Annotated in this window: 12 protein-coding genes; 5 read left to right on the top strand and 7 right to left on the bottom strand. The window is 54.3% G+C overall.

What is annotated here, in order from left to right:
• Nucleotides 1-169 precede the first annotated feature (169 nt).
• Nucleotides 170-937 carry an SDR family NAD(P)-dependent oxidoreductase gene (locus tag I9187_RS13325; protein ID WP_171174008.1) on the top strand — a complete coding sequence of 256 codons (768 nt, stop codon included), beginning with the start codon at nt 170-172 and terminating at the stop codon, nt 935-937.
• Here I9187_RS13325 and I9187_RS13320 read toward each other — a convergent pair.
• Both I9187_RS13320 and I9187_RS13315 read right to left on the bottom strand, forming a co-directional pair.
• Entirely contained in the window at nt 934-1,803 is an 870-nt protein-coding gene (locus I9187_RS13320) for an acyl-CoA thioesterase II (RefSeq protein ID WP_171174006.1), read from the bottom strand. The two genes, I9187_RS13325 and I9187_RS13320, sit on opposite strands and share 4 nt — an antisense overlap.
• 52 nt (nt 1,804-1,855) lie before the next feature.
• Entirely contained in the window at nt 1,856-3,088 is a 1,233-nt protein-coding gene (locus I9187_RS13315; protein ID WP_171174004.1) for a serine hydrolase domain-containing protein, read from the bottom strand.
• Between the two features lie 195 nt (nt 3,089-3,283).
• Here I9187_RS13315 and I9187_RS13310 point away from each other — a divergent pair, with 195 nt between their 5' ends.
• The gene (locus I9187_RS13310; RefSeq protein ID WP_171174002.1) at nt 3,284-3,895 is read left to right on the top strand and encodes a 2-hydroxychromene-2-carboxylate isomerase; all 612 of its coding nucleotides are present in this window, start codon (nt 3,284-3,286) and stop codon (nt 3,893-3,895) included.
• Nucleotides 3,896-3,913: 18 nt separating this feature from the next.
• Here I9187_RS13310 and I9187_RS13305 read toward each other — a convergent pair whose 3' ends face one another.
• Both I9187_RS13305 and I9187_RS13300 read right to left on the bottom strand, forming a co-directional pair.
• Nucleotides 3,914-4,948: a phosphotransferase family protein gene (locus I9187_RS13305; protein WP_171174000.1), complete on the bottom strand. Its 1,035-nt coding sequence runs from the start codon at nt 4,946-4,948 to the stop codon at nt 3,914-3,916.
• Nucleotides 4,949-4,962: 14 nt separating this feature from the next.
• A complete protein-coding gene (locus I9187_RS13300) occupies nt 4,963-5,781 on the bottom strand; it encodes an SDR family oxidoreductase (protein ID WP_171173998.1) in 819 nt (272 codons plus the stop codon).
• 149 nt (nt 5,782-5,930) lie between these two features.
• Between I9187_RS13300 and I9187_RS13295 the strand changes: the two genes are divergently transcribed.
• The 3 genes from I9187_RS13295 to I9187_RS13285 all read left to right on the top strand — a co-directional run bounded on the left by I9187_RS13295 (nt 5,931) and on the right by I9187_RS13285 (nt 8,257).
• The gene (locus I9187_RS13295) at nt 5,931-6,926 is read left to right on the top strand and encodes an NADPH:quinone oxidoreductase family protein (protein WP_171173996.1); all 996 of its coding nucleotides are present in this window, start codon (nt 5,931-5,933) and stop codon (nt 6,924-6,926) included.
• Nucleotides 6,927-7,055: 129 nt separating this feature from the next.
• Nucleotides 7,056-7,505 carry a type II 3-dehydroquinate dehydratase gene (aroQ, locus tag I9187_RS13290; protein ID WP_171173994.1) on the top strand — a complete coding sequence of 150 codons (450 nt, stop codon included), beginning with the start codon at nt 7,056-7,058 and terminating at the stop codon, nt 7,503-7,505.
• Nucleotides 7,502-8,257 carry an autoinducer binding domain-containing protein gene (locus I9187_RS13285; RefSeq protein ID WP_171173992.1) on the top strand — a complete coding sequence of 252 codons (756 nt, stop codon included), beginning with the start codon at nt 7,502-7,504 and terminating at the stop codon, nt 8,255-8,257. The genes aroQ and I9187_RS13285 overlap by 4 nt, the downstream gene beginning before the upstream one ends.
• A 379-nt stretch (nt 8,258-8,636) precedes the next feature.
• Here I9187_RS13285 and tsf read toward each other — a convergent pair whose 3' ends face one another.
• From tsf to I9187_RS13270, 3 genes are all read right to left on the bottom strand, one after another.
• The gene (gene tsf, locus I9187_RS13280) at nt 8,637-9,512 is read right to left on the bottom strand and encodes a translation elongation factor Ts (RefSeq protein ID WP_171238847.1); all 876 of its coding nucleotides are present in this window, start codon (nt 9,510-9,512) and stop codon (nt 8,637-8,639) included.
• Between the two features lie 76 nt (nt 9,513-9,588).
• Entirely contained in the window at nt 9,589-10,380 is a 792-nt protein-coding gene (rpsB, locus tag I9187_RS13275) for a 30S ribosomal protein S2 (RefSeq protein ID WP_171173989.1), read from the bottom strand.
• A 166-nt stretch (nt 10,381-10,546) separates the two neighbouring features.
• Nucleotides 10,547-11,326: a lysophospholipid acyltransferase family protein gene (locus tag I9187_RS13270; RefSeq protein ID WP_171176169.1), complete on the bottom strand. Its 780-nt coding sequence runs from the start codon at nt 11,324-11,326 to the stop codon at nt 10,547-10,549.
• Between the last annotated feature and the right edge of the window lie 10 nt (nt 11,327-11,336).

Raw genomic sequence — 11,336 nt, 5'->3', positions numbered from 1 at the left:
TCCTTGCTTTTCAGCAAGATAGGGGATTTGTCGCAACCGAGTTTAGAATGTGCCCACCTTTCATAAATAATGCGTGTAATAGGTATTATGGTAAATAGTCACTAAGGTTGCTTAACCGTACGCATGTATTCAATGTCGATGTATTCCAACCGAGCGTATAGGAACGAAAATGGACCTTAGAAACAAAACAGTTGTCGTAACCGGTGCTGCGCATGGCATCGGTCGTGGACTGGCCAAACGTTTTGCCGATGAAGGTGCGCTTGTCGTGTGTTCCGATGTCGACGATGCCGGCGCGCAATCTGTGGCGGATCAGATCGATGGCCATGCATTTCCCTGCGATGTGTCCAACGAGGATCAAATCAAAGCACTGATAGAGTTCTCAGAAGACACTGTGGGTCCGATTGATTTGTTTTGCGCAAATGCCGGAATTCTGACGCTTGGCGGATTCGACGTTCCAGATGAAGACTGGGAGCGGATTTGGAAAATCAATGTGATGTCACATGTTTGGACAGCGCGGCATCTGGTTCCACGTATGATCGCTCGCGGTGGCGGATACATTCTGACAACCGCCTCAGCGGCCGGCTTGCTGAACCAACCAGGAGCCGCTCCGTATGCTGTAAGCAAACACGCTGCCGTCGGTTTCGCAGAATGGCTTGCACTGACATACAGATCACAAGGTTTACGGGTCTCGGTATTGTGCCCACAAGGTGTCCGGTCAAAAATGACCGAAGGACATGACGTGTCGGTTGCATCCATTGACGGTATGCTCGATCCCAGTGACGTCGCCGGAGCTTGCGTCAGAGCTATTGAGCAAGAACAATTCTTGGTCCTGCCGCATCCGCAAGTTCTGGATTACATGCAGCACAAATCAGCCGATTATGACAGGTGGTTATCGGGAATGGGTAAACTAAATCAAAAATTTACCAGCGACCTTTAGCCTTTTTTCTGAACCCTGCGCATTAACCCTTCCTGAGCTACAGAGGCGATCAACGTTCCGTCCTCGGAATAGATAGAGCCGCGGTTAAAACTTCGTCCCTGCCCCGTCCAGGGCGAATCCATTACATAGAGATGCCAATTCTGAAACTGAACAGGCGCATGAAACCAAAGCGCGTGATCCAGACTTGCGCCGTTGAACTCTCCGGTAAACCAGCTCAATCCATGTGGGCGCAAGCCTGAGGACATTAGGTTCATGTCAGAGGCATAGGCCAGCAATAGGTGCTGCGTAATTGCGTCCGCCGAAGCCGCAGCAGCCATGCGAAACCAGGTTTGGTTCCGATCATCCGACACCTTCGGCGTGAACGGATCCAAATGGTCCACATCGCGCACTTCGATCGGACGTTCTCGCAACAACTCGCCGCGTAGGCGCTCGGGCACTCGGTCAACATAAGACTGTCGCAACTCGGAACGGGACGGATAGCTTTCCGGCGCGTTCATAGTTGGCATCGGGTGCTGATGATCCCAGCCTTCGTCCTGCACGTGAAACGAAGCTGACATGTTCAGGATCTGCTTTCCGTGCTGAATGGCAACCACGCGGCGGGTTGTAAAAGAACCTCCATCTCGCGCCCTATCAACTTGATAAATAACGGGCTTTTCAGGATCTCCCGGACGAATGAAATACGCATGGAGGGAATGACACAGACGGTCTTCCACAGTTCGATATGCAGCGGCCAGCGCCTGTGCAATGACCTGTCCGCCGAAAATGCGTGTTGGTGTTTCACCCCCGGACCCCGTACCACGGAACAAATCGACTTCGAGTCGTTCAATGTCCAGAAGATCCAGTAAGATGCGTTCTGCTTCGGTCATGTTGTACTCGCATGATCAGTTGCTCGACCACCGGGTATCAGGCAGACAGAAATCATTCAATCATGGCCGCATGAACCAGCGCTTTAAGCTCGGCCCGCGATGGGTACGAACTGGATGGCGACAATTGCGTAAAGAAAACGGCTGTCAGGTCAATCTGCCAATCAATCCAGAAGTAGGTCGAGGCCATACCGCCCCAACTGAAATCCCCAATCGAACCGGGAACCCGCACACGTCCGGGGTTCAATACAACTGACCCCGCCAGGCCAAAGCCCATCCCCTCCATCGGCTGTTCCGCAAAACTTTTTGGACCCATCGATGCGATATCACCCGGTAAGTGATTGCGCATCATGAACTCTACAGTCTTGGGCCCAATCACACGATGGCCGTTCCCCGCGCCGCGATTGCGCAACATATCTGCAAACTTGGCGTAATCATCCAGTGTCGAAATCAAACCGCCGCCGCCTGATAAAGTCGTCGTGCTATTGAACGGCGATCCGTCATAGCTGTCGACCAATCGCAAGCTGTCGCCGCCCTGATCTGCTGAATTAAGCGCCATCGCGTCCCCTGCCAACGGTGTATAGAGCGACGCAAATCGGTCCCCTGCCCCAGGTGGCACCGAAAACCCGGTCTCACGCATGTCCAGCGGTTCAAATACGTGCTGTTGAAAGAATTGATCCAGCGTCTGACCTGATACCACCTCGATCACACGACCCAAAACATCTGTGCCGACCGAATACTCCCAACGCGCACCGGGCTGAAAGGCCAAAGGAAACCGTGCGAGATCCCGGACGCGATCTTCCAAAAGCCCTTGATCAGGCTTGAACATAAGATCCTGTTCATCCATGGCTTGGGGCAGAATTCCGGGGTTGAAGGGATAGCTAAAACCACTGGTATGAGTCATCATCTGATGCAAGCTTGGCGATGGAGCGTCTTCCGTCTGCTCCAAAGTTTCAGCTCCTGCAACAAGCGCGCGCATTTCTTTGAATTCAGGAAGGAAATCAGACAGCGGAGCGTCCAGATGAAATAACCCGCGCTCAGCCAGAATCATCAGGGCAACCGATGTAATCGGCTTGGTCATGGAATAGATGCGCACCAGTGTATCGCGTTGAAATGGCAGGTTGACTTCCCGATTGCGCAGACCGCTTGCGTGATAAAAGGCTTCGGACCCGCTTTGCCGCAACAGAAAAGACGACCCTGCGTATTTTCGTTGCTCAACATAGCGGTCCATCCAGGCCCGAATATGATCCAATCGCGACGGATCAAAACTTACGTTTTGGTGGGGCATTCGACCTCTTCCATCTGGTTTCCGTGCTGAGTGTGTCGGTTTAAGGGGCGAGTTAACAGAGAATTTTTTTACTAGTAGGTAGCTTCCCCAAAGACTTCGCAAGCCCGCGTTGCGATGAAGTGTTAAACTGAGACTGGCCTGGATTCGAAAGGGCTGACAGAGTCAGGTATCACCAGACCACTGGAAAGGAACACCATGACGCAAAGCATAGATTTTGTTTATGATTTTTGCAGCCCAAATGCCTTTTTGGCGCATAAAACGTTGCCAGAGCTTTCGGCACGGTATGATGTTAAGTTCACTTATGTCCCTGTCCTACTACCTATCGTGTTCAAAGCGACCCATAACCAAAGCCCGTTTCAAGCCTTTTCCGAGAACCGCCAGAAAACAGCGTATCTCACGCATGACCTGCACCGCTTTGCGCGTCGGCGTGGATTGAGTTTTCACATGAGTCCGCATTTTCCGATGAACACAAAATTCGCGATGCGCGGCGCGCATTTTGCAAGGGGAAAATCTTGGGAAAGTAAATACATAAGCGCGGTTTTTGATGCGATTTGGGTGCACGGGCAAAAGGTCGATGAGCTCGCCGTGCTGATCGACATCTTGCAAGAGAACGAACTGCCCGTTCGCAAGATCCGCGAGGCAATGAGCGATCCTGACGTCAAACAGGACTTGAAAGATCAAACCAAAGCCAACGTGCGACGCGGAGTATTTGGTGTTCCAAGCCTGTTCGTCGGGCCCGAGATGTTCTTTGGCAAGAACAGTCTGCCCAATGTCGAAGTTGAGCTTCTAAGGTTAAACGGCGTGTAAAACCGGTAACTTACAGGTTTATGTGAAAGTGCCGTGAAGCGCTTTCAGACCGTGCTGTGCGAACAGGGGAACATAAGCGCCGTATGCCTTGGCTCGCTCTGGGTCAGAGGCATTTCCATCCAGCGCGCGTTTATAGACACCTTGCAAAATTCCAGCCATGCGAAAGAAATTGAAAGCCAGGTAAAAACCGAAATTTTCAATTCCATCCAAACCGCGCCGCTTGCAGTATTGGGCGACAAAGGCCTGATCACTGGGCAAGCCCAGATTGTCCCGATCAATTCCGGCCAAGCCGCGCCCTTGTTTTCCCGGAGGCAGCTGCCACTGCATGATCACGGCTGCCAGATCCGCATAGGGATGCCCGATCGTGGACAGTTCCCAATCCAATACGCCGATACAGTTGGCGCTTTCAGCTGCGAACATCAGATTGTCTATACGATAGTCACCATGCACCAGTGTTCGCTGCCCGTCATCTTGCGGTACAGAGTTTTCAAGCTCGGAGGCCAAGGCATCCATGTCTTCGATCACCGAAGTTTCTGACGCACGATACTGTTTGGTCCAGCGCGAGATCTGACGCTCATAGTAATTGCCTGTCGGCCCATAATCGGACAACCCCACGGCATCGATGTCGACCATGTGCAACTGGGCAAGAACCCTGTTCATCTCATTCATCACGGCCGCGCGCGTTTCGTTGGTTTCGCCCTGCAGCGTTGGTTCGGGAAAAATTCTGCCGTGCAGACGCTCCATCACGTAGAAGGCCGAGCCTATGATGCTGTCGTCCTCGCACAGAAGAAACATCTCGGGCACAGGCACATGGCTGCCTGCCAGCGCGCTTTGAACTCTGAACTCGCGGTCTACGGCATGTGCCGATTTCAGAAGAACGCCAGGTGGCTTTCGCCTTAGCACATAGGTTTTGCCCGGCGTTCTAAGCTCAAATGTTGGATTGGACTGCCCAACTGAAAACTTTGTCGCCTCTAACGGACCTTCGTAACCAGAGAGATTTGCGCTGAGATACCTGTCTACCGCCGCAAGATCCAGATGGATGTCATTGCTCATGGCTTGCCTTCCAGTCACAGGGCTTCTGCAAAGATATTTCCGGCTGTTACCACATTGATTCCACCCGAAACCGGGATCACCGCACCGGTTACGTAGCTGCCGCCACGCCCGCACAGAAACAGCATACATCCTGCAATGTCTTCGTCGCGCCCGACCCGGCCCAATGGAACCGATTTGCCAACCTTTTCGCGTGTACCCTCGTCCGCCGTGGCAAACGCCGTCATACGAGAGACAAACGGTCCCGGCGCCAGCGCGTTAACCGTGATGTGGTATGGCGAAAGCTCTTTGGCCATGATCTTGGTCAGATGCAGAACCGCAGCCTTTGAAGCCGAATAGCTGTACGCTCCGTCCCCCATGGGCACTTCACCCATCACAGACCCCACATTGACTATTCGGGCAGGATCATCGGCCGTTCCCGACTTCATCAGTATAGGCAAAAGCCGTTGGGTCAGCTCGAAAATCCCCGTCACATTGACGGACATCACCTTGCCCCACGCGTCATAAGGAAACTGGCCCAGCGGAGCACCCCACGACACACCGGAGTTATTCATAAGAATATCAAGTCGTTCGGTTCGGTCTTGAATGTCAGAAACAAGGCTGGCGATCCCTTCCTCGCTTCCGATATCTCCGCTAAACCCCTCGGCGCTGCCTGGCGCATCCAATGCGTTCTGTTCAGCGGCCACTTCGGCGCAGGCATCCCCTTTGCGCGACGCGATCAGAACACGCGCCCCCGCCCTGACCAGCGCCTCGGCCGCCATGCGCCCGATCCCTGTCGCGCCACCTGTGACCAGTGCAGTCTTGCCCTCAAGAGAAAACAGGGTGTCTGGCGTCATGATCGTGCTCCTCGTTTTTGTTCCCGCCTGTTAGAGCCTGCGCTGACCCGCTTAATGCCGTTACGGCAGTCAGCGGTCGTTCACGTTGACAAACCCATGTTCGGCACCAAAAGTTCCTAATCACAAGTTACAGGCAGAACAGAGGTCTTATGCAAGCGTTACTCAGCGTCGCACCGGGCGGACCCGAAACACTGAAGCTTACCACCCTGCCCGATCCGCAGCCCGGTAAAGGGCAGCTGTTGGTAGACGTAAAAGCGGCCGGCGTGAACTTCCCGGATACGCTGATCATCCGGGATCTGTATCAGATTAAACCGCCCCGCCCATTTGCACCCGGCGGCGAAATCGCAGGTAAAGTGCTAGCCCTTGGTGAAAACGTCACGGGGTTCAAGATTGGCGACCGCATTTTGGCGCTTACAGGGCATGATGGGTTCGCGACCCACGCAACGATCCGTGCCGACAGCGCCATCAAGATACCTGATGCGATACCGTATGATGAGGCCGCTTGTTTCATTTTCACCTATGGTACGTCCTATCACGCACTGAAGGATCGGGCGAACCTGAAGGCTAACGAAACTCTATTGGTTCTGGGGGCATCTGGTGGCGTCGGATCCGCGGCTATCGAACTTGGAAAAGCCATGGGCGCCAGAGTGATTGCCGGCGTCTCCTCTGCCGAAAAGGCCGAGTTTTGTCGCCAGATTGGCGCGGATGAGGTTGTCATCTACCCACGCGATTTGAACAAAGACGCGCAGAAAGCCTTTTCAGCCGAGGTCAAGAAGATCGCCGGTCCCAACGGCGTGGATGTGGTGTATGATGCTGTGGGCGGTGCATTGGCTGAACCGTCCTTACGCTGCATGGCCTGGAATGGACGCTATCTTGTGGTCGGTTTTCCCGCAGGTATTCCGCAGATCCCTTTAAACCTTCCGCTTTTGAAGGGCTGTCAAATCGTCGGCGTTTTCTGGGGCGCTTCTGTCTTCCGTGACCCCAAAGGCCATGCCCAGAACGTCGCGGATCTGTTCGCCTTTTATGCTTCAGGACAAATAAAGCCTCGTATCAGCGCGCGGTTCCCACTCGAACGCGCGCATGAGGCGCTCGAGCAGATGTCGCAGCGCGCGGTTCTCGGAAAACTGGTTGTCACAATGGGTTGAGCTGAACGCGAAACAACCACCTTGCGCGAGGGTTTGCACCAAAGTCGCAAATTGGAATTTGTAATGTAATGTCAGGTGGACAATCCGGCCTTTTGCTGTCTATGAACCATTAATGGGGATTTTATAGATATGCATAAAGTTCTGGTATTAAACGGACCTAACCTCAATCTGCTTGGCACACGTCAGCCTGAGGTCTACGGCAGTACGACTTTACATATGATCGAGGAACGCTGCCGTCAGCATGGCGCGTCCGTTGGGCTGGACGTGTCGCATTTGCAGTCCAACCACGAGGGCGTCTTACTTGACGCAATCCATGCCGCGCGCGGTGTGCAGTCTGGACTGATCCTGAATGCGGGCGCTTATACGCACACGTCGATTGCCCTGATGGATGCCGTTGCCTCGGTTGAGTTGCCTTTGGTCGAAGTGCACCTGTCCAACATTCATGCCCGCGAACCCTTCAGGCACAAGTCTTATATCGCTCCGGTGGCACTGGGTCAGATTTGTGGTTTCGGCGCCGAGAGCTATATCCTGGCGTTGGACGCGCTGGCCGCGCATTTGAAGGCAGGTGACGCCGTATGACTTTGAAGGAATACCTGCGTTTTGTCAGCTATACCAAAACCATGGAAGACCTGTGGGATGCTCATTGTCGCCAGATGTCCCAGTATGGGTTCGAACGTCTTATCTATGGATATACACTTTACAGAACTGCGACGTCTTTGGGCGATCCCGAAGACTTTGTAATTCTGACCAATCACAAGCGCGCCTATGTCGACGGATTTCTAAAGGACGGCCTGTACTTTCACGCCCCAATGTTGAAATGGGCATTGGACAACGAAGGCGCTGCAAGCTGGAAGATGCTCCAGGACATGAACTCCAGCGGCACTTTGACGAACGAAGAACGCAAAGTGTACGAGTTCAACAAGTCCATGGGCGTTGTGGCTGGCTATACGGTCAGTTTCAACTCGGTGTCCATGCGATCGAAAGGCGCGATTTCCCTTTCGGCCAAAACCGGCTTGAGCCAGGAAGAAATTGACTCGGTCTGGGAAGAGCATGGCGAAGACATTCTGTTGATGAACAACGTCGCACACCTGAAAATTCTTACATTGCCGTTCAACCCGCCAAACCGCGCGCTGACAAAACGACAGCGGGAAGCTTTACAGTGGGTGGGCGATGGCAAGACAACGCAAGACATCGCTTTGCTGATGGGGCTGACATCGGCCACGGTCGAAAAGCACCTGCGACTCGCGCGCGAAGCGTTGTCGGTCGAAACAACGGCGCAAGCCGTTCTCAAGGCATCGCTACACAATCAGATGTTCATAATGGAAGCATGAACGCTAGATTTTGACGCCATCCCGCGTCAGTTTACCCTAGGTAAGGAAATCAGTACTTTTCAGATCTATCCTAAAAGTTGCAAAGTGAGAGTGTTCCGTGAGTGGTGGCTTTAGCCAGGGAACATTCGATTGGATCTTTGCAATAACAGAGCTCTCCAATCACTCTGACAAAGGGGCGTTTATTCTTCCGCGTACCAGTGTCGGAATTTTGGGGGGCCCCGACCATCCCCATCAAGCGGGGCCCTCCATTTCATTCTCAGACAACAGAAAAACGTTCATCGCGACTGATTTTGCGCGAACAAAAAAGGGTTACGCACAGCGTAACCCTTTCGTTTTGCAGAGATAAGGCCCTCAAGCAGAACCTTTCTCAATAACGTGCTTAGCCTTGAGCGGCTTTGGCAACCTCGGCTGCGAAGTCTTCTTTTTCGACCACGATGCCCTCGCCAACTTCCAGACGGATAAAGCCAGTGATGGTTGCGCCCGCTTCTTTGGCCGCTGCTTCAACGGTCAGGTCAGGGTTCACAACGAACGACTGGTTCAGCAGGGTCGATTCGGCGACGAATTTCTTCATACGGCCTTCGATCATCTTCTCGATCACCTGCTCCGGCTTGCCGGATTCGCGGGCGATGTCCATCTGAACCTGCTTTTCTTTTTCGACAACAGCCGGATCCATGTCGGCCTCAGACAGAGCAGCGGGGTTCACAGCTGCGATGTGCATCGCAACCTGCTTGCCGATGGCTTCGTCGCCGCCCGACAGCGCAACCAGAACGCCGATTTTGCCCATGCCGTTGGTGGCCGCGTTGTGAACGTAGGACACAACGGTGTCGCCCGACAGTTTCGCCATACGACGCACCGACATGTTTTCACCAATGGTGGCGATCTTGTCGGTCAGGGTGTCGGCAACGTTCTTGCCACCCAGATCAGCGGCCAGCAGTGCCTCGACATTGTCGACGCCTTCCGCGGCGTATGCGATCTTGCCAACCATTTCCTGGAACTCAGCGTTCTTCGCAACGAAGTCGGTTTCCGAGTTCACTTCGACAGCAACACCGTTGCCACCGTTCACGTGAACTGCAACCAGACCTTCTGCTGCGGTACGGCCCGATTTCTTGGCCGCTTTGGCCAGGCCCTTGGTGCGCAGCCAGTCAACGGCTTCGTCCATGTTGCCGCCGGTTTCGGTCAGCGCTTTTTTCGCGTCCATCATGCCTGCGCCGGTCGAGTCGCGCAGTTCTTTAACCATTGCTGCTGTGATTGCCATCTTTGGCTCTCCTCAATTCAAACGGAATTGGGGCAGGTCATACCCTGCCCCATATGTCATTTACGTGACGGGCAGCTTACGCTTCGGCAGGTGTTTCTGCTTCGGCGGGGGCTTCTTCTGCAACGGTTTCTTCAACCGGAGCTTCTTCGAAGGCACCCAGATCAACGCCAGCAGCACCCATCTGAGCGGTCATACCGTCCAGAGCGGCACGTGCGGCTAGATCACAGTACAGCGCGATTGCGCGGGCTGCGTCGTCGTTGCCGGGGATGATATAGTCAACGCCGTCGGGCGAGCAGTTGGTGTCGACAACAGCCACAACCGGGATGCCCAGCTTGTTGGCTTCGGCAATGGCCAGCGCTTCTTTCTTGACGTCGATGACGAACAGCAGATCCGGTACGCCGCCCATCTCGCGGATACCGCCCAGCGAAGCTTGCAGCTTGGCCTGGTCACGTTCCATGCCCAGACGCTCTTTCTTGGTCAGGCCTTCGGCGCCCGATTCCATTGCTTCGTCGATCTGGTTCAGACGGTTGATCGACTGGGAAACGGTTTTCCAGTTGGTCAGCGTGCCGCCCAGCCAGCGGTGGTTCATGTAGTACTGAGCCGACTTTTCAGCAGCATCTGCGATCGGCTGAGCTGCCTGACGCTTGGTACCAACGAACAGAACGCGGCCGCCTTTGGCAACGGTGTCACGAACAGCTTGCAGAGCCTGGTCCAGCATCGGAACGGTCTGGGTCAGGTCCATGATGTGGATGCCATTGCGCGAGCCGTAGATAAACGGGCCCATGCGGGGATTCCAACGCTGTGTCTGGTGACCAAAGTGAACGCCAGCTTCCAACAGCTGACGCATGGAGAACTCGGGAAGAGCCATGCTATTTTCCTTTTCCGGTTTACGCCTGGGCGGGGGTGAAAGAAGCGGATGCTCCAACCGGCGGTCTTGATGAGGATGTCTCCCTCAAAAAGCCCAAACCCCGCCTGCGGGTTTGAATGGCGCGCGTATACGGCAGGTTTGGAAGCAACGCAAGGGCCAATTGCCCTTATTTCTCAAGCAAAGCCAGCGCATGGGCGTGCCTGATCGCCTCTTCACAATGCGCTGCCAACGCTTTGCGGTTCTCAAAGTCACTGACCTTTGCCGGAGCGTGATAAATCAGTTCAACAGAACCCTGCCTGCGCGCGCCAAGTGTCTTGAGCAAATGCGGGCCGAACTCCATATCGCCCCACCAGCCGTAAAACCGTTTGGGCTGCCCTTTGGGCGCATGAAAGACGACGGAAACCGGTTGGATATACATGAAGTCGCGCAGCTCATCCGTAAAGAACGCAGCGAAAAGCGTTGTTTTAAATGGCAAAACACGCAATCCATCCGTCGAAGTGCCTTCGGGAAAGAACAGCAGCTTGTGTCCCGCTTTCAGGCGGGTTTCGAACAGTTTGGTCTGTTCTTTGGCTTTTGCACGGTCCCGTTGGATGAACACGGTGCCGGTGGCGCGGGCCAACCATCCGATTCCGGGCCATTTCGCGACTTCGGCCTTCGACACAAAATAGACCCTCTTACGCGCGTTCAGGGCAAAAATGTCCAGCCAAGAGGTATGATTGGCCACCACCGCCCCCTGCTCTTTCATTAACACGCCAGAGGATCGGAACCCAATGCCGAGTATCCGAAACGCACTGCGGCACACAAATTGCGTGATGAACGGCGTGACGGGTCTGCGCACTCCGCACAACGGATACTCAACCATTCGCACGGTTAAAAGCACGATCAAACCACCAAAGACCAGAACGGCCAGCGGCAGCCCTCGAAGGATTACCAGCAGCCACCCCATCACTCCAAGT

Source organism: Ruegeria sp. HKCCE4148, assembly GCF_017872495.1.
Classification (GTDB): Bacteria; Pseudomonadota; Alphaproteobacteria; order Rhodobacterales; family Rhodobacteraceae; genus Ruegeria.
Note: the sequence above shows the minus strand (reverse complement) of the source record. Positions and strands in the feature narration are given on the sequence as shown.

Excerpts from the sequence above, each read along its gene's own strand:
- I9187_RS13325 (WP_171174008.1), top strand. The coding sequence starts at position 170 with ATGGACCTTAGAAACAAAACAGTTGTCGTAACCGGTGCTGCGCATGGC.
- I9187_RS13320 (WP_171174006.1), bottom strand. The coding sequence starts at position 1,803 with ATGACCGAAGCAGAACGCATCTTACTGGATCTTCTGGACATTGAACGA.
- I9187_RS13315 (WP_171174004.1), bottom strand. The coding sequence starts at position 3,088 with ATGCCCCACCAAAACGTAAGTTTTGATCCGTCGCGATTGGATCATATT.
- I9187_RS13310 (WP_171174002.1), top strand. The coding sequence starts at position 3,284 with ATGACGCAAAGCATAGATTTTGTTTATGATTTTTGCAGCCCAAATGCC.
- I9187_RS13305 (WP_171174000.1), bottom strand. The coding sequence starts at position 4,948 with ATGAGCAATGACATCCATCTGGATCTTGCGGCGGTAGACAGGTATCTC.
- I9187_RS13300 (WP_171173998.1), bottom strand. The coding sequence starts at position 5,781 with ATGACGCCAGACACCCTGTTTTCTCTTGAGGGCAAGACTGCACTGGTC.
- I9187_RS13295 (WP_171173996.1), top strand. The coding sequence starts at position 5,931 with ATGCAAGCGTTACTCAGCGTCGCACCGGGCGGACCCGAAACACTGAAG.
- aroQ (WP_171173994.1), top strand. The coding sequence starts at position 7,056 with ATGCATAAAGTTCTGGTATTAAACGGACCTAACCTCAATCTGCTTGGC.
- I9187_RS13285 (WP_171173992.1), top strand. The coding sequence starts at position 7,502 with ATGACTTTGAAGGAATACCTGCGTTTTGTCAGCTATACCAAAACCATG.
- tsf (WP_171238847.1), bottom strand. The coding sequence starts at position 9,512 with ATGGCAATCACAGCAGCAATGGTTAAAGAACTGCGCGACTCGACCGGC.
- rpsB (WP_171173989.1), bottom strand. The coding sequence starts at position 10,380 with ATGGCTCTTCCCGAGTTCTCCATGCGTCAGCTGTTGGAAGCTGGCGTT.
- I9187_RS13270 (WP_171176169.1), bottom strand. The coding sequence starts at position 11,326 with ATGGGGTGGCTGCTGGTAATCCTTCGAGGGCTGCCGCTGGCCGTTCTG.